This window comes from Natrinema ejinorense, assembly GCF_002494345.1.
Classification (GTDB): domain Archaea; phylum Halobacteriota; class Halobacteria; order Halobacteriales; family Natrialbaceae; genus Natrinema; species Natrinema longum.
The window spans coordinates 219,507-237,222 of sequence record NZ_NXNI01000002.1; the positions used below are offsets into that span (position 1 = coordinate 219,507).

The window sequence follows — 17,716 nt, forward strand, 5'->3', positions numbered from 1 at the left end:
TCCGACGCTCGAATCGATGAACCGTGAGAACGGATCGGTGGTCGTGGAACGCCGCCACGGTCGAACCGAATCGATTCCCTGCCGGGGACCGACCGGGAAGCCGATTATGCGGGGCCGTGTCCGGGCTGGCGCTGCAGGAAGTCGTAGTCGCGGTGGTCGAAGTGGTCGGTGAAGTAGTCGGGGTGTTCACACAGCGTCGTGATGACCGGCCCTTCGTCCGTGATCATGACGTTCTCCTCGAGGCGGACGGTCTGGTCGAGATCCTCGTGACCGGCGAAGGTCTCGATCGCGAAGTACATTCCCTCCTCGAGTTCGGCGGGGTAGTCGAGCGAGTAGGCACGGGAAACCCACATCCCTTCGTACAGCGAGATCCCGATGGAGTGGGCCGCCTGCTGAATGCTCACGCTGCCGTACTCGTCGTCGTCGTATTCCCGGAACTGTTCGGCGACGTCTTTCGTCGTGTTGCCGGGCTGGAGTTGCTCGATCGCGCTGTAGAGTTGATCGTAACACTGCTCGTAGAGGGCGATCTCCTCCTCGGTCGGGTCCGCATCGACCTTCCACGTTCGCACGTAGTCGATGAAGTAGCCGCCGGGGCCGACCGCGTTGATGTCGGCGATGACGAGGTCGCCCTGTCGGAGGATCTTGTCAGTTGCCCACCGACCGTAGGGGTTCGTCCGGCCACCGCTGGCGACGATGATGTCGTAGACGTGGTCGAAGCCGTTCCGGTAGAGATACTCGTTTACCTTCGCGGTGATCTCCTTTTCGGGATCCCCGGCTTCGTCCACTCGTTCATCGCCCGCCACATTGCACCGTCGCCGTAGGCGGCCGACATCTTCAACAGCTCGAGTTCGTCGGGCGTTTTGCGGACGCGAGCCTTGCTGATCGCCGACCACGCGTTCTCGAGTTCGAGTCCGGCATCCTGCAGCGCGTGGTATGCGGTCTGGTCGTAGGCGTCTACACCGACGGGTTCGTCCTCGACGCCGTTTTCCTCGAGCACTTCGCGAACGCCCTCGGCCATCTTCTCGGCCATCATTCCTTCTGCGCCTTCCGCCCACCGCCAGGTCATCGCGGGACGGACGTCGTCGAGCCACGGCATGTCCATCTCCGAACGGATCAGGTCGCTGCCGACGGTTTCGAACAGGACGGGGTCGCCGCCTTTCGGCAGGACCGCGTACCGAATGAAGATGTTGTACTTCCAGTTGCCCTGGTAGGACCCGGTGACGTACCGGATGTTCTCGCCGGCAAACAGCAGCAGCGAACCGAGTCCCTCCTCGTCCATTCGCTTGCGTGCCTTGGCGAGTCGGTCCTCTCGGAGCTGATCGAAATCGACCTGGCCCCAGTAGTCCGTCCCCGTCTTGCTGAACAGCCGTCGCGGGTTGTATTCGTGCGGTTCTCCGATGAAGTCGTGTGTACGAAGGTCACTACCCTCTCCGTTGCTACCCATGGTAACCACTCGGTGGTTTCGGCTAAGCACATAAAAGCTTTGCTCTTGTCAGTACCTCGACCCTCCTGTCGGGGTGTTCATCGGGCGGAGACGGTCCTCGACGGTGGCGAACGCACGCCCCCAGCCGGGTGGTGATCCCTCCGTGATATCCGTGCCCTCGGTCGGCGGTGATGCCGGACGGACGGACACTCTCGGCCGGGGTTCCGACGTACGGTTCGTGGCGTCCCTTATCGCCGCGCATGTCTCATAATTATGACATAATATTTATACACCTCCTTCGCCACGGGTCGGATGTATGCCAGACGCCAGCGAACCGTATAAGTCGAGCCAGTACTGGACGAGTCATCATAACTGGAACGAGGACGTGGAGCTGCCGGACGAGATCAAGTTCCACGACACGACCTTTCGAGACGGCGAGCAACAGCCGGGCGTGGTTTTCTCGGAGGACGAGAAAGTCGAACTCGGGAAGCTCTACAGCGAGATGGGGATCGATCGCTTGGAGCCCGGCCTCCCCCTCGTCAGCGACGACGACAAGCGTGCGATCGAACGACTCGCCAACGAGGGACTCGACGCCGACGTCTACGCGTTCACTCGGTGCGTGAAAGAGGACGTCGAAGTGGCCGTCGACTGCGACGTCGACGGCGTCGTCATGGAGGTTCCCTCGTCGCGCCACCTGATCGAACACGCTTACGACTGGAGCTACGAGCAGGCTCTGGAGTACGCGATCGAAGCGACGGAGTACGCTCACGAACAGGGAATCGACGTCTCGTTCTTCTGTATCGACTCCTCGCGTGCCGACCCCGACGACCTCATTACGATCCTCAGCCGGGTCAAGGAGGAAGGGCACGCGGACTCGCTCAACGTCGTCGACACGTTCGGGGCGCTGTCGCCCGCGGGCACCCGGTCGCTGGTGAACCTCGTCTCCGGCGAGTTCGACATCCCGATCGAAATCCACGTTCACAACGACTTCGGACTCGGCGTGGCCAACACCCTGGCGGGAATCCAGGCAGGCGCGGAAATCGCACACACGACCGTCACTGGCCTCGGTGAGCGCTCGGGCAACGCGAACTTCGAGGAGGTGGCAACCGCGCTGACGGCGCTGTACGACTACGACCTGAACCTCGACCTGAGCCAGGTCAAAGAGATCGCCGAGGTGACGTCCGATGCGAGCGGCGTCGATATCCACGAGAGCAAACCCGTCGTCGGCCAGAACCAGTTCGGCATCGAGGCGGGTATCATCGCCGCCTGGTGGAACCGCCTTCGAGAACAGGAGATGCCCCTGGCGATGTACCCCTATCACTGGGACCTCGTCGGACAGAACGCACCCCGGATCGCCATCGGCAAGATGAGCGGCCTGGCGACGATCGAATACTGGTGTGACCGACTCGGCCTGCAGGCCCCGCCCGAAGACGTACAGGAGGACATCCTCCAGTCGATCAAGGGGACGTCCATCGGCGAGAAACGGGAACTCTCCCCCGAGGAATTCGTCGATATCTACCGCGACACGTACAACCCGGAGAACTAGGGTCGACAGTGGGTCCCGTTCTCTCGAGCGTCGTCCCCGCGGATTCGTCCTGACGACACCAGTACCGGTTTCGATTCGAACCCGTTTCGGTCCACGACCTCCTTCGGGACCGGTGTGACTGACAACAACACTAATAATGGATCGGAAACATTCACCTGTATGGCATCGTACATCGACCTCGGACAGGAGATTTACCAGGACCAGCCAGTGTATCATACGCACCAGAAGACCGCCATGTGGACGGATACCTCCCACGAGGATGCCCGACACGCCCTGGAGAAGCAGGTCGGCGGAGAGCCGCCGTTTACCTTCGAGACCAAGGCGCTCCTGTTGTGTGACCACGGACCGACCCACGTCGACGCTCCTCGACACTTCAGCCCCGAGGGGGACCCGATCAACGAGATGCCCCTCGAGCAGTTTCACACGCCGGGGACCGCCATCGAAGTCACCCACCGTGATCCGGGCGAGTACATCACCGTCGAGGACCTCGAGTCGGCGTGTGACGACGCGGGCGTGACCGTCGACGAGGGAGACACGCTGTTGATTCGGACGGGCCACTACGATCGGACGCATCCGTCACGGGAGTACGCGGAGAACTATCCGGGACTCAGCGAAGACGCGACCCAGTGGATCATCGACCAGGGGGTCGTCAATTTCGGCGTCGACCAGCCAAGTCCCGACACGCCTGACGATCCAACGTATCCGTGTCACACCTTGTGTCGCGAAAACGACGTCCCGCACATGGAGAACTTGCGGAATATCGATCGCGTGATCGGCGAGGAGTTCACCTTCATCGGATTCCCGCTCGCGATCCGCGAGGGAACCGGCTCGCCGATCCGACCAGTCGCCGTCCTCGAGGACTGAGCGACGGCCCCTCGGTCGCTCGAACTGTCGGCCACCGTTTTTCGCCGCCCGTATCCCGTTCGGCGGACGGTTTCCACGGCGCTCGGAAACTTCTCGCGGGCACAGAAATGCTTCGCCGTCGCCGGATGTGACGTTCGTCGAGACCGATCGAGTGGATCCTGGTACTGCCGGGGACCGCCGACTGCGGGGTACTGCCGGAGAGCGACCGCGGTGTCGATACGCCCCAACCGGCGATCCCTCGAGTGCAGTCTCTTTCCCCAACCACTGGATACCACCCCCACGGCCCGAACCTGTTGGAATTATGTCGTCCCGCGATATGGTATTTGTTGGACTAGTGCACGCAGTGGTTTTACGAGCGTACTGATGTAAATGCATGGTTGGCTGCTGACTCCCGGACCGACGGAATCGGTAAGACCTGTGTAACCCACGGCTCAGTCGGCCATAGCGCCCGTTTCCGTGGCATTCTCGGATGACTTCCCACAAAGCTATCACCGGTCCGAAACGATCGGCACAACGGTATCGAGACGGTCGATTACATTTCTGTCCCGCATTTCGGGACTCGTCCGACCACGGGCTCGTCACTCGGTCGGATCGTATCGATACGTGATGATCGAATACGAGTCACTCACCGCTGACTCGCGATCGACCAGCGTGGGCCAGCGAGTGAGGGATCGCCGTCGATGACGGCCGAATCGGTACGTTTGCTAGTAATCCACACCTTTAATACCAGCGAGAAGTTGTGTATCGGCAATGGCTGATCAAATCTACGACTACACTGGCCCGGCGCGAGTCTGCCACGACGGGCACGTTTATTATAACGAACACGTCATGCGGGAAGCCTACGAGCTGCCTCCCCTCGAGGACCGCGACCGAACCAAAGCGTCGATCGACGAGCCCCTCGACGTGATCATCTCCGGCGGGTCGATGGGCGGACTGTTCGCCGCCACGGCCATGCGCCAGGCCGGTCACGACGCCACCGTTTACGAACGGACGGAAGCGGGGAAGATGAAAGATCGGGGTGCCGGAATCATCGCCCACCCGGAAATGCTCGCCTACCTCGAAAGTCAAAACATCGCGGACTGGGACGAGTTGGCGACGGTAACCAACCGTACACAGCACCTGAATCGAGAGGGGGAGCCGATCGATACTGAAGGACGTGCGACCTATACCACGTCGTGGGATACCGTCTACCGAAATCTGCGTGCCGAGGTGCCCGACGATCGGTATCGGATGGGCAAACAGATCGTCGACGTCGACCAGGACGACGACGGCGTTACGGTGACGTTCCAGGACGGCACCACCGAAACGGGCGATCTGCTGATCGTCGCGGAGGGGTATCGGTCCCACACTCGCGAGCAATTCCTGCCCGATCGCAGCCCCGAATACGCCGGCTACGTCGCCTATCGGGGCGTCGTCCCCGAAGACGAGGTGCCAGCGGAGTACGAGACGCGATTCGGCGACATCTACAACCTTTACCACGCACCGCAGTCGCAGTTCCTCACGTACCCGGTTCCCGGTCCGAACGGGGAGATGGAACGGGGAGAGCGCCGCATCAACTGGGTCTGGTACTATCCGTTCGAGGAAGGTGAGGCCCTCGATAACCTGTTGCTCGACGATCAGGGCCGACAGCGGTCCCATTCGTTGCCGCCAGGACTGATGCGCGAGGAAGTCCACGACGAACAGATCGAAATCGCGAGCGACGTCCTCCCCGAACAGCTGCAGTGGCTCGTCTCGGCGACGACGGAACCGTTCGTGCAGTGTATCTACGACCTCGCGATTCCCGAACTCGTCTTCGACAACGTGTGCGTTATCGGGGACGCCGCGTTCTTCATCCGACCACACATGGCGGCGGGGACGGCACACGCCGCCGCTGACGCCCTGGAACTGGCCGAATCGATCTCCAACACGGACGACCTGGAGACTGCCCTCGCCGAGTGGGAGACCGACCAGGTAGAGATGGGGTACCGCCTCGTCGAGGAGGCGAGCCGGCGCGGGGACCGCTACACCGGACAGTTCTAACCGGCGCTCCCGGACCCGTCCTCGGCCGTCTCCGGTTCCGTTCGGTGCGCTGTTGCCACGTTCCTAGCGTCGTAAGATTTGTATAGATCTCAGTACAGGTGCCACTATGCGCTATCTCGTCTGGACGCTGATCGCACTCGTGGGCTATACGTTCGTCCCGCCGCTGATGAACCTCGCCACGCGGGAAATCCCGAGCACCGTCGCGACGTTCGCTGCCGCGAGCATGCTCGCGGGGACTGCACTCGCCCTCTCCCTGTGGGGTCGGGAACCGATCGTCGGATCCCTCGCGGGCGCACACGGCTGGTACGTCCTCGCCGCCGGTGGCTTTCTCACCGTCAGTATCCTCTCGTTCTTTCGGGCACTCTCGCTTGGCCCCGTGAGCATCGTTGCCCCTATCTTCGGCCTCTTTCTCGTCACGAGTTCGGTCATCGGCGTCATCGTTCTCGGCGAGCCGATGACGATCCAACGTGCCATGGGCGTGCTGCTGGCGATGCTCGCCATCGTGCTCCTCTCCCTCGAGTAGAATCCGTTCTCGCTTCCGAGTCGACCGCATCCGGTTTCTTCGCCTCCTCGACCCGAGCCGAACGCCGTGTTTCCGACCCGGTATCGACCGCTCACTCCGCCGTGTCTTCGGCCATCGGGGCGAGATCGAGCGCCGCGTTCTTCGCCTCGCCGGTCTGGGGCTGGACCTCCTCTCGGTCGAGGACGTCCTCGACGATATCGTCCGCGAGGTCGTCGACGTTCGGATAGTCCACTTCCACGAGGTTCCCCGTCGGATCGGTGAGGTACAGCTGGACGGCTCCGTCCGGGAGGCCGTACAGGCTGGCGTCCGTTCCGTCGTCCCAGTTGGCGAGGAACCCTTCCGCCTTCGCTCGGCGGTAAACCTCCTCGAAATCGTCGACGGTGACGCCGAAGTGGTAGGATCCGACGGGCTCCATATCGCGTTCGAACAGGTGGAGTTGCCCGGATTCGGTCTGTAACCACTGGACGGGGACTTCGAAGTTCGGCGTCGGCACGCGTTCCATCCCGAGGACGTCGGTGTAGAACGCGGCCGATTCGTCGATGTCGAGTGCGAGGACGCTCACGTGGTTGAGTGCAGCGTTCATTGGACGTGGGACTACCCACGACTAGGAGAAATATAAGTGTTGACGTTTTCCGGCAATCGACGCTCGTCGCCACGAATCGGGCTCGAGAACGGGAGCCGGCCGGGACGGGGTCGCTGGGATCGTCCGCCGGTCGCAGCGACGGGGTGGGTCGTGGTCGTTGTAAACCGACTGCCCGCCTATGGGCGTGCGACGAAGCTGCCGTATCCCGGTTCGCCGACGATCTCGCCGTTCTCGACGACCGGCTCGCCTCTGACGTAGGTCGTCTCCGGTACGCCCGTGACGGTGAGTCCGTCGTAGGGCGTCCAGCCACACTTGGCAACCACGTCCTCGTCTCGGAGCGTCTGCTCGCGGTCCATGTCGACGACGACGAAGTCGGCGTCGCTCCCGACGCGGAGGGTCCCCTTCCGCGGGTAGATGTCGGTGATCTTCGCGGGATTGGTCGCGAACACTTCCGCTACGCGGTTGAGCGTCACCTTGCCGTCGCTGGCGCCGTTGAGCAACAGCGGGAGGACGGTCTCGACCCCCGGAATGCCGAAGGGGGCGTCGAAGACGTTGTCCTCTCCCTGGGCTTTCTGGGCTTTCGTACTCGGGGCGTGATCCGCGTTGACCATGTCGATCTCGCCGTTCGCGAGTCGGTTCCACATCTCCTCCCGATCGCTCTCCTCGCGTGCGGGCGGCGTGAACATGGTGTAGGGAGCGTCGCGCTCGACGTCCTCCCGGGTGAGATAGAAGTACTGCGGACAGGTCTCCGCGTAGACGTCGACGCCCTGGGCCTTGGCGTGGTTGACCTGATCGACGAGCTCGGGATGAGTGAGGTGGGCGAACCACAGCGATACCCCGGTCTGTTTCGCGATCTGTAGGGTCGTCGAGACGGCGAGCTGTTCCGCTTCCTTCGAGCGCCACTCCGGCACGATGCTCCCGTCGGCGCGGCCACTCTCACGGATTCGCTCCTCGTTTGCGTTGAGCAGTCGTTCGTCCTCGGGGTGGATCATGCTGATCCCGCCGACGCGCTCGACCTCGGTGAACACCTCGGCCATGTAATCGCTCAACAGCGCGGGGACGCCGTGGACTTCACAGGTAAAACTCTTGTAGGCCATCGTCCCGGCGGCTTCGAGACCCTCGATCTCGTCGACGTTGTCGGGATGGCCGCCGGCCAGCAACCCGAAATCGACGCGGGCGCGGTCGCTGAGGTACTCGCGTTTGTCGGTGAGTATCTCGGCCGTCAACACCGTGGGATCGGTTCGGTGGTGCTCGCCGACGGTCGTGATACCGCCCGCCGCCGCTGCGGCGGTTCCCGTCGGGAAATCCTCCCGCTCGGTGTCGCCCGGATCCATCATGTGGACGTGCGGGTCCACCCCGCCGGGCAACACGTGTTTGCCGGCCGCGTCGACGACCCGTTCGGCCTCGACGGCGGTGTCCGGATCGACGAATCCCGTGATCGTCCCGTCGTCGACGAGGAGCGTCGCCTCGAGCGAGTCGTCGGCGGTTACGATGGTTCCACCCGTCACTGTGACATCGTGTGTCATATACGAACCACCAACACGCTCGAGGTAATTGAGTGTTTTCACCTGTGGGTGTTTTCGCTGTGGGGTGTACTGTTGTCGCTACTGCGTCTCCATCGTACAGGCACGCTCGCAGTCGCCAGTTCGGGCCGACCGTTCGTTGCCGGCTCGGGACGGCCGGAGTCGGGGTTCGGTGACAAAACTTAAGCGAATGCCACAAAAAGCCGGGGCATGGCCGTCACAGTAATTTCGACCGGCGGAACGATCGCGTCGACCGACAGCTCGGACGGTGGCGGTGCCGCTCCCGAGCTCACGGCAGCGACCCTCGTCGGGGCCGTCCCCGGCCTCGAGGAGACCGTCGACATCGAGACGCACGATTTCTCGAACGTGCCGAGCCCGCACTTTACGATCGAGCAGATGTACGAGCTCGTCGAGTTGATTCGCGAACTCGACGACGACCCCGACGTGGATGGACTGGTCGTCACCCAGGGGACCGACATCCTTGAGGAGTCGGCGTATTTCGTTGACCTCTGTTACGATGGGACGACGCCGGTCGCGTTCACCGGCGCGATGCGCAACCCGTCCCTGGCCAGCCCCGACGGCCCCGCAAACCTCCTGGCGAGCGTTCAGACCGTCCGGAGCGAGGCGGCCGCGGACGCGGGCGTGGTCGTCGTGTTCAATGACCGCGTCCACGCCGCCAGGGACGTGACGAAGACGAACTCGATGAACGTCGATACCTTCCGCTCGCCGGAGTTCGGCCCCCTCGCGGTCCGCGACGAGGACCGAGTGACCTGGCGGCGGTCGACCGAGGGCGAGGAACCGACGTTCGATCCCGATCCCGATCGGCTCACGAACGACGTCTTCGCCGTCACGGCCACGGCCGATATGCCCGAGGCAGCCGTCAGTTCGGCGGCCGACAGCGCGGCGCTCTGTCTCGCTGCGACGGGTGCCGGTCACATCCCGCCGACGATCATCCCGGCACTCGAGTCGCTTCGCGATCGAGCCGTCCCGATCGTCGCGACGACCCGGTGTCCGGAGGGCCGACTCGCCCGCGACACCTACGGCTTCCGGGGGAGCGAGGCGACGCTTCGGGAACTCGATTGCTACTACAGCGAGCGCAACCTCCAGAAGACGCGGATCAAGACCATCGTCGCGCTGGCGGCCGATCGGTTGCCCGACGCGTTCGACAGCCCCTGAGACGGTCCGCTGTCCGTCAGTGACGGCGTGCCCGCGAGACGGTTCGCGGGCACTCCAGGACATCGGTACGGCAGACCGGATGACGCGAAGCGGACCCGCTACCGACGGCCTCCGGTGGATTCCGTCCTCGGTACCCTTCGGAGCGTGCCTGACGCAGCGGGACAAAATAGCGGTTCGGCTGTCAGTCGACGATGCGAGACCCGAGAGGGGGTCCTATTCGAGCGTCTGCTCGAGTTCGAAGACGTAGCCGTCGGGGCCTTCCACGAACGCGATTCGCTTTTCGCTGACCCCGTCGTCGAAGGTTTTCGGCCCGTCGACGATCCGACAATCGTCTCGCTCGGTGAGCCGATCGGCGAGCCCCTCGCTGTCGTCGACGGAGATCGCGATGTGTGCGACCCCGCTCGGGTCGACGGTCGTGTCCTCGTCGGGATCGTGCTTGAGCTGGATCGTCGCGCCGTCCTCGCCGCCGACGTAGTAGTTGGTCACGCCGTCGTCGCCGACGAAGTCTTTCGTATGCTCGAGGCCGATCTCGTCGATGAAAAACTCCTTCATTCGCTCGAGATCGGTCGTCCAGATGGCTGTGTGGATAACCTGCATACCGGGAACGTGTCCGCACATCCACTTATACCATTCGTTACCACTCCGCATTGGAGAGCAGGCAATCCGTCGTGGGAACCGTTACTTATAGACACACGTGAACGCTAGGAGCAGGTAGGTCGAAATGACTATCCAACTGGACTTATCCGACGACACCGTGATCGTGACCGGCGGCGGCCGTGGTATCGGGGAAGAAATCGTGTACGCGTTCGCGGAGGCGGGCGCTGATGTCGTCGTCGCGGCACGGAGTGAGGACGAGATTTCGCGGGTAGCCGAGCGAGCGAGGACCGAGTTCGACGTCGGTGCCGCCGCAGTCCCGACGAATCTCGTGGATCGAGACGAGATCGCGGCCCTCGTCGACGCGACGGTCGACGAGTTCGGGACGCCGTCCGTGCTCGTGAACAACGCGGGCGCGAACATCGCGGGGCCCCCGCTCGACATGACCGCGGACGAAGTCGACACGATGTTCGACGTCAACGTTCGCGGGCTCTTCCTCCTCTCGCAGGAGTTCGGACGAGCCGTCAGGGAGTCCTCGCTCGAATCCGGTCGAATACTCAATATCTCGAGCGTCGTCGCGGATCTCGGCGTGCCGGCGATGACCGTCTATGCGGGGACGAAATCCGCGGTGCGGGGACTAACCAAAGGGATGGCGGCGGAGCTCGCTCCCGATGGCGTCACGGTCAACTCGATCTCGCCGGGACTCGTCCGAATCGAACGGACGGAACAGGTCATGGAGGAACACGGCGACGAACTGTTCGACTTCGATCGGATCCCGCTTGGCCGCGTCGGAAAGCCTCGAGACGTCGCAAACGCGTGTCTCTTCTTCGCATCGGATCTCGCGGACTACGTCACCGGCGAGGACCTCCTCGTCGACGGCGGCGTCGAGTTTACCGCAGGCCTCTACAAGTAACTCGGATTTCCGGTAGTGACGTTTCATCCGTCTGCCCCTACCGCCGTTTCGGACGTGCGACGGGTGTGGCGTCCGATTTCTGCCGGCGGTATTCGAGAGAGCGCCAGGACGGCTGTCGAGGAGTCGGTATTCGGCCGCCCAGAGCGGCCGCGTGAACGACTCTCCGCTTCACTGGCAGCGTTCGCGGGGGGAGCGCTTTAACAACGCTTTTATACGAGGCCATTGCACGGTTGGTCATGCCAGAGGATAGCAGATGGTGTCGCCCAACCGACGGATCGACCGATTCGGTAGTGGTCAGTAAAACGACGTGGGATCGCGAATCCGGGAAGACGCCAGTTCGTGCGGTTATTTCTGCGGTCGCAACAGCGACGGGCATCGATTCCTTCGAGTTGCCGCCGCTCTACGAGACGATCGACCCCGACGCACTGAATACGCTGTTCCTCTCGGGATCGGGTGATCCCGGAACGCGGATTCGGTTTCGATACGCCGGATACAGAGTCACAGTACAGAGGGATGGAACGGTTCGCGTTCAACCTGGTCCCGACGTCTGAGAGCGATCACGAAGACGTCGCTATCCTTGCGGGAGTACCCGGCCCCGACCGAGTGCGTACTGATTCTCACGGACGGTATACGTGAACAGCTTCCGTGGTGCTCCCCGTCCGCCGCCCAGAACCGAATCCCCCTCCTCCCTTTGATTCCGTCCCGGGCGCGGACTGATTCGTCGCGCCGTCACTCAGTACCAGACCGTTCCGCCATCGACGTTGAGGTCCTGTGCCGTTATCGAGCGCGCGTTCTCGCTGGCGAGAAACGAGGCTGCGTCGGCGATATCGCTCGCATCGACGAGTTTCCCGAGCGCGGCCTCGTCGGTGAACAACTGTGCTTTCGCTTCCTCGAAGCTGACGTCGAGGGAGTCGGCTTGTTCCTCGATCACCGAGTCGATCCGTGGCCCCTTGGTTGCTCCCGGACAGATCGCGTTGACGGTGACGTCGTCGTCACCGAACTCGACGGCCAGCGTTCGGGTCAACCCGATCACGGCCATCTTCGATGCGGTGTACGGCGTCCGATTTCGGAGCGGCCGCTTGCCGCTGATCGAGGAGAGGTTGATCACGCTCCCCCTGTCGCTCTCTCGCAGGTGAGGGGCCGCGTACTTCGTCATCAGAAACATCCCGTCGACGTTGACGCTCATCGTCTCCCGCCACTCCTCGAGCGTGACCTCCTCGATCGGCGCCGTCGGTCCGGCGATGCCGGCGTTGTTGACCAGGCAGTCGATCCCGCCGAACTCGTCGACGGCCGCCTCGATGCCGTCGACGACCGAGTCCTCGTCGGTGACGTCGACTTCCACCGCGAGCGTCGCACGCGATTCGATCTCGTCTTCCGTCTCGTAGATTCCGTCGCTTCGGGCAGCGAGAACGACGTTTGCGCCGTGGTCCGCCATCGTAATCGCGATCTCTCGACCGATTCCCTGACTCGCACCGGTTACGACCGCCGTTACGTCCTCGAGCATTGCGCGGATAGTTGATCGCACTGAGTAAAATAGTATTGGTGTTCCCCGCCCTCGAGGGACTCCCCGTCGGACCTGTATTACTGTCTCGCACACGCCGTGGAGTTGACCCGCTGTCAACTCGGCCGGCGACGGCCCGTTCCCTGTCGATCAGCCGTGGTCCCCGATAGGGAGTGGTGGACGTGGCCCGCCGTTTACTCGAGGAGATCCTCGAATTCGTCGATCGCCGTTTCGCCCGCCTCGTTTGGCCTGATCCTGAACCGGAACAGCCCCTTGTCGTCGGCCAAGCCGGCGCTCAACAGCTGTGAGTAGAGCGGTTGAATCTGGTACGTGACGAGGTCCAGATGGGAGTCGTCCCTGAGCTGGGTGATCGTCGGCAGCTTCCCGTTTCGGCTCTCGTAGGTCCTGATGTTCGCGAGCAGTTGCAACGCGGTCGGACTCACACCGTAGCTCGACATGAGCGCCGCTTCGCGTTCCGTTACCGGCGGTGCGGTCGCCCTCCCTTCTTCCGTGAGCCGGACCTGGAGTTGGTCGAGACCGCGTTTCCCCTGGCGTTCCAAGAGCCCCCGTTGGACCATGTTCTCTATCGCTCTGCTCACCTGTGGAACGTCCAGCTCCCGGTTGTTCGCGCCGATGTTGACGTCGACCAGTTCTGGCCCGCAGTAGCTGACCAGGTCGCTGACTCGCGTGAGCCCCTTCTGGACGGCGTCAAGCACCGTGTTCTCTATTTCTTCCTGTGCTGCCAGACTCGAGGAGTTTCCGTGTGCCATCGTTAGTCACCTCCCTGTCTCCAGATATCGGCACTGAGTTGATCGCCGAGGTTGTCGACGGAATCGGACCACCACGGTCCGGTTACTCGGACGAGCGTGCTGATGCCATAAAACATCACGAACGAGACGGCGCCGGCGACCCAGAGGGTGTTGACGGCTTCGATGTAGGGGCTGTAGAACTCCCAGTACGTGACAAGCGGAATGATCACGAGAACCGTGATCACGGCGGCTTCCTTCGTCCCGTACCGGATGAGCCACGCGTCGAAGTTCAGGACGAAGATCGGTGCCACGAACGCGAACGCGAACGCGATCATCGCACCGAGCTGTCCGGGATAGGCCAGTGCGATGACGACGGTCAGGAACCCGGCCACGACGACGACCAATCGCCCGACCAGTAGCAACCGCTCACGGTCGTTGATGGACGTGAACCGCTGGACGTAGTCGCGGACGACCGTGTTGACGATTCCCTGATAGACCGCGTCCGCCGTACTCATCGTTGCCGCGATGACGCCGCTCGCAGCGAGCCCGCCGAGCCAGACCGGAACCTCGTCGGCCAACAACGTCCCGAACGCCTGATCGGCCGCGTCGGGGTTCGTGAGCATCTGCGCCCACAGTCCGATGAACGCGCCCGAGACCGCGATGAACGCGGAGAAGACGATGGCGATCATGTACCCCCGTCTGAGCGCTTTCTCGCTCCGCGTCGCGCTCGCACGGACCCAGTAGTACGGCGAATTCGCCAGGAGCCAGTTCTGCCAGACGATGCTGATCACCGTCCCACCGGCGAAGCTGGCGACCGCCATCGATCCGAACGGCCACTGCATCATCTGGGCGCTGATATCGGGTGCCGCCGCGCTCGGCATCCCGTGGTTCATGAACAGGTACACCGGGATCAGGATGAAGACCGAAACCATCACCCAGATCGCCTGAATGAAGTCCGATATCGTGATCCCCCACATGCCCGACAGCAGCGTGTAGCCGATCGTAATCCCGCCCACGCCGACGACGGCGGTAAAGAGGTCGACTCCCATCAAACCGGCGACGAGCGCCCCTGCCCCGACGAACTGGAACGCCGCGATCATGAGCATCGCGACGATCGACGCCAATAGGACGGCCAGTCGGCCCGACACGCCGTAGCCGAATTCGAAGTACTCAGCCGGCGTGTACGCACCCGAGCGACGCCAGAACGTCGCGTAGGTGAGGAACACCAGTGCCTGACCGATCGTCCATCCCCAGAAGAACCACGCGCCACCGACACCGTACAGGTACCCATGCAGGACGATAGCCGGGACGAAGCCACCTGACATCAGGATCGCCAACAAGGCGAACCCCGACGCCCACGAGCCGATTTCGCGACCGGCGAGCATGAAATCGCCGGGGTCGTCTATCCACCTCGTGGCGATATAGACGGCTAACCCCATGATGATTATTAGGTACGCACCGACCATACTGGCGTATACTAACCCTTGTGCTACCATACACCACACCCACTAACATATTCAGTTATAAAATTTGTGTAACTGTATAGTACATTCTTTTCTGAAATAAATAGGATCGGCTTATCGTTACGCGTCCCGAATCCGTACTTTAGCGGCTCGCTACTGTTCGTGGGAGGCATCCGTCTTCGACAAGCGCGTCAGGGAAGTACCTAATACCTAGCTCGTCCCTAGAATCACCCGGATGCACGACGACTGGCAACAGTACATCGGCGGGATCCCGATCGATGCGCGTTTCGAAAGCGCGGCTTCGAGGAGACGACGGGGGAGTTCACACGGGTAAAGAGCATCAGGTTCGGGATGGATGCAGATGTCGGACTCTGAACGGAACCGAACCGGTCTCTAGTGGCGGTCCACGCCCGTACTGCAGGGTCGAATCCGGCGATCTGATCCCCGCCGACCCTGTAGTCGACGGGTGGACCGGTACTATCGCAAAAATATTTAATAGTTGATTCGGAACCACCGTTATGGACCTAGTTCCATCCTTCGAGCTGACTGAGACCCAGCAGCAGCTCCGTAGCGAGATCCGACGATTCGTCGACAACGAAATAAAGCCACTCGACCTCAACGAGTACGAGTGGCGGGACGATCCACACGAACGGACGCCGTGGGATGTCGTCGATGCGGCCGGCGAGATGGGGTTGAAGAACCTCGCCGCCCCGGTGGAGTACGGGGGTATGGGCGCCTCGGCATTGACGCTCACGATGGCCGTCGAGGAAATCGCCGTCGGCGACCTGGGACTTGCGGTGCTGTTCGACCAGACGTGGAAGATCTCGCGCATCATCGCGGAGATGGCGGACGACGACCTCCGGGAGCGGTTTTTCGAGGACTTCATCGACGATCCCCGTCATATACTTGCAGTTACCTTCACCGAACCAGCGAACGGAACCAATTACATCGTCGATTACGAGGGGATGCAATTCGATACCACGGCCGAAACGGACGGCGACGAGTGGGTCATCAACGGCCACAAACACTACATCTCGAACGGTGCAGACGCCAAGACCTACGTCGTGTTCGCCCAGACCGACCCGAACGCGCCGGCCAAGGACGGGACGACCGCGTTCCTGGTCCCCCACGACACCGAGGGCTTCGAGGTGACCCACATCCACGAGAAGATTTCCCAACGGATCGTCAACAATGCGACCCTCGAGTTCAACGACGTACGCGTTCCCGAGGAACACGTCCTCGGCGAGGTCGACCGTGGGAAGACACGCACCGGCGAAGTCCTGAAGGAGAGCCACATCGAGGCGGGTGCGTCCGTTCTCGGCGTCGCTCGGAGAGCGTTCGAGGACGCCTGGGAGTACGCCAACCAGCGAACCCAGGGTGGCAAACCGATCGTCGAACACCAGGTGATCGGCCACGACTTCGCACAGATGGCGACCGAGATTCAGGCGGCCCGATCCCTGCTGTGGACCGCCGCTCGTGCCGTCGACGAACAGGGGGAGAGCTACGATCACGAGCACGGCCACATGGCGAAGGTCTTCGCAGCCGACACCGCCGTCGACGTCACGGAACGCGCGCTGACGAAGTTCGGCGGCAGCGGCATCATGCTCGAGACGCCGATCCAGAAGTACCACCGCGATGCACTCTCTTTCCAGCACTCCGACGGCACACAGGAGGGCCACCGCGAGAACATCCTCGACCACATGTCGACGTAGTCTTCGCCCTGATCCGTTGGCGCTCACTCCCGATGAGCCGGCGGCGACGATACTATTATGTTCGCTGAACGTCCGGTTGATCGTATGTCGGCGATGGACTGCTTACAGATCTCGGAATGGGGCGGCGATCTCGAGCGGGCCGAGCGAGCACGGCCCGACCCCGGCGAGGGCGAGGTACTGATCGACGTCGACGCGACCAGCGTCGGACTGACGGTCGCGAACGTGATCGAGGGCGACCTCGGGGACGATCCGGCGGATCTCCCCCGGATTCCGGGTCACGAGATCGTCGGTCGGGTGGCCGACGCCGGGAGCGGTGTGACCGGACTCGAGGAGGGCGACCTGGTCGCGGCGTACTTCTACCTGAGCTGTGGCCGCTGCGACGCCTGTCTCCGCGGGGCCGACTCGTTGTGTGCGAATCTCGATGGCTTCGTCAGCGTCGATGTCGACGGCGGGTTCGCCGAATACGCGGCTTTGCCGGCGAGGAACGCGATCGAAATCCCGGACACGCTGAATCCGGTCGGGGCGACCGTGATTCCGGATGCGATCGCGACCTCCTATCACGTCATGAACCAGCGAGCCGACGTCGATCCGGGCGGTGAGGTCCTGATACTGGGTGCGGGCGGCGGCGTCGGAATCCACCTCGTCCAGATGGCACAACTGTTCGGCGCGTCAGTGACGGCGGTCGACCGGACCCGGTCGAAACTCGAGTGCTGTCGCGAGCTCGGTGCGGAACGCGTCGTCAACACTGCCACGGACTCACTCGAGGATGCACTCGAGACGATCGGAACGACGTACGACGCAGTCGTCGATTTCACCGGCGCAACCGATCTGCTCGAGGTCGCCCACTCGTCTCTCGCGGCCCGTGGCCGCCTCGTCAATCTCACGACGTTTCCCGGCCGGTCGATCGACCTCTCGCCCCGAGAGCAGGTGTTCGGCGAGACGGCGGTCGTCGGCAGCCGATACTGTTCGAAGTACGAACTCCGTCGTTCAGCGACACTCGTCGCCAACGGCGATATCGAACCGATCGTGACGGAGACCGCCTCGCTCTCGGAGGTCCCGCAGTTGCTCGATCGGATTCGGGCTGGAGACGTGATCGGTCGCGGTGCAGTCGTTCTCTGACAGTAGTC

The 17,716-nt window shown here is 62.7% G+C and carries 17 protein-coding genes; 9 read left to right on the forward strand and 8 right to left on the reverse strand.

The annotated features are described in order from the left end of the window. Positions 1 to 104: 104 nt before the first annotated feature. Both CP557_RS22830 and CP557_RS22835 read right to left on the reverse strand, forming a co-directional pair. On the reverse strand, positions 105 to 785 hold the full coding sequence (locus tag CP557_RS22830) for a M24 family metallopeptidase (RefSeq protein ID WP_211290267.1): 681 nt from the start codon (positions 783 to 785) through the stop codon (positions 105 to 107). After that, a complete protein-coding gene (locus CP557_RS22835) occupies positions 740 to 1,444 on the reverse strand; it encodes an aminopeptidase P family N-terminal domain-containing protein (protein WP_211290268.1) in 705 nt (234 codons plus the stop codon). Before CP557_RS22835 ends, CP557_RS22830 begins: the two co-directional genes overlap by 46 nt. Before the next feature lie 295 nt (positions 1,445 to 1,739). Here CP557_RS22835 and CP557_RS20520 point away from each other — a divergent pair, with 295 nt between their 5' ends. The 4 genes from CP557_RS20520 (at position 1,740) to CP557_RS20535 (ending at position 6,375) form a co-directional block, all read left to right on the forward strand. Beyond that, positions 1,740 to 2,969 carry a LeuA family protein gene (locus CP557_RS20520; protein WP_097381882.1) on the forward strand — a complete coding sequence of 410 codons (1,230 nt, stop codon included), beginning with the start codon at positions 1,740 to 1,742 and terminating at the stop codon, positions 2,967 to 2,969. Between the two features lie 159 nt (positions 2,970 to 3,128). After that, positions 3,129 to 3,833, forward strand: coding sequence for a cyclase family protein (locus tag CP557_RS20525; protein ID WP_097381883.1), 705 nt, complete (start codon positions 3,129 to 3,131; stop codon positions 3,831 to 3,833). Between the two features lie 750 nt (positions 3,834 to 4,583). Next, complete coding sequence (locus tag CP557_RS20530; RefSeq protein ID WP_097381884.1) at positions 4,584 to 5,852, forward strand: FAD binding domain-containing protein; 1,269 nt, start codon at positions 4,584 to 4,586, stop codon at positions 5,850 to 5,852. 106 nt (positions 5,853 to 5,958) lie between these two features. Beyond that, a complete protein-coding gene (locus CP557_RS20535; RefSeq protein ID WP_097381885.1) occupies positions 5,959 to 6,375 on the forward strand; it encodes an EamA family transporter in 417 nt (138 codons plus the stop codon). A 91-nt stretch (positions 6,376 to 6,466) separates the two neighbouring features. Here CP557_RS20535 and CP557_RS20540 read toward each other — a convergent pair whose 3' ends face one another. Next, positions 6,467 to 6,958 (reverse strand): VOC family protein, encoded by a 492-nt coding sequence (locus tag CP557_RS20540; protein ID WP_097381886.1) that lies wholly within the window; start codon positions 6,956 to 6,958, stop codon positions 6,467 to 6,469. A gap of 176 nt (positions 6,959 to 7,134) precedes the next feature. Beyond that, a complete protein-coding gene (locus CP557_RS20545; RefSeq protein WP_097381887.1) occupies positions 7,135 to 8,484 on the reverse strand; it encodes a dihydroorotase in 1,350 nt (449 codons plus the stop codon). Between the two features lie 207 nt (positions 8,485 to 8,691). On the opposite strand from CP557_RS20545, the gene CP557_RS20550 reads away from it, so the two are divergent. Next, on the forward strand, positions 8,692 to 9,657 hold the full coding sequence (locus CP557_RS20550; RefSeq protein WP_097381888.1) for an asparaginase: 966 nt from the start codon (positions 8,692 to 8,694) through the stop codon (positions 9,655 to 9,657). Positions 9,658 to 9,870: 213 nt separating this feature from the next. On the opposite strand, the gene CP557_RS20555 is transcribed toward CP557_RS20550, so the two are convergent. Then, complete coding sequence (locus tag CP557_RS20555) at positions 9,871 to 10,254, reverse strand: VOC family protein (RefSeq protein ID WP_097381889.1); 384 nt, start codon at positions 10,252 to 10,254, stop codon at positions 9,871 to 9,873. 124 nt (positions 10,255 to 10,378) lie between these two features. Here CP557_RS20555 and CP557_RS20560 point away from each other — a divergent pair, with 124 nt between their 5' ends. Then, a complete protein-coding gene (locus CP557_RS20560; protein ID WP_097381890.1) occupies positions 10,379 to 11,164 on the forward strand; it encodes an SDR family NAD(P)-dependent oxidoreductase in 786 nt (261 codons plus the stop codon). A 236-nt stretch (positions 11,165 to 11,400) separates the two neighbouring features. Further along, positions 11,401 to 11,715, forward strand: a complete 315-nt coding sequence (locus CP557_RS20565) for a HalOD1 output domain-containing protein (RefSeq protein ID WP_169924427.1) — start codon at positions 11,401 to 11,403, stop codon at positions 11,713 to 11,715. Between the two features lie 182 nt (positions 11,716 to 11,897). Here CP557_RS20565 and CP557_RS20570 read toward each other — a convergent pair whose 3' ends face one another. From CP557_RS20570 to CP557_RS20580, 3 genes are all read right to left on the reverse strand, one after another. Next, the gene (locus tag CP557_RS20570; RefSeq protein ID WP_097381892.1) at positions 11,898 to 12,668 is read right to left on the reverse strand and encodes an SDR family NAD(P)-dependent oxidoreductase; all 771 of its coding nucleotides are present in this window, start codon (positions 12,666 to 12,668) and stop codon (positions 11,898 to 11,900) included. Positions 12,669 to 12,859: 191 nt separating this feature from the next. Continuing rightward, positions 12,860 to 13,435, reverse strand: a complete 576-nt coding sequence (locus tag CP557_RS20575; RefSeq protein WP_097381893.1) for a helix-turn-helix domain-containing protein — start codon at positions 13,433 to 13,435, stop codon at positions 12,860 to 12,862. Between the two features lie 2 nt (positions 13,436 to 13,437). Further along, positions 13,438 to 14,910: a sodium:solute symporter family protein gene (locus CP557_RS20580; protein ID WP_097381894.1), complete on the reverse strand. Its 1,473-nt coding sequence runs from the start codon at positions 14,908 to 14,910 to the stop codon at positions 13,438 to 13,440. A 485-nt stretch (positions 14,911 to 15,395) separates the two neighbouring features. Here CP557_RS20580 and CP557_RS20585 point away from each other — a divergent pair, with 485 nt between their 5' ends. Together CP557_RS20585 and CP557_RS20590 are read left to right on the forward strand one after the other, a co-directional pair. Continuing rightward, entirely contained in the window at positions 15,396 to 16,589 is a 1,194-nt protein-coding gene (locus CP557_RS20585; RefSeq protein ID WP_097381895.1) for an acyl-CoA dehydrogenase family protein, read from the forward strand. Between the two features lie 84 nt (positions 16,590 to 16,673). Further along, the gene (locus CP557_RS20590; protein WP_169924428.1) at positions 16,674 to 17,708 is read left to right on the forward strand and encodes an alcohol dehydrogenase catalytic domain-containing protein; all 1,035 of its coding nucleotides are present in this window, start codon (positions 16,674 to 16,676) and stop codon (positions 17,706 to 17,708) included. The last annotated feature ends 8 nt before the right edge of the window (positions 17,709 to 17,716 follow it).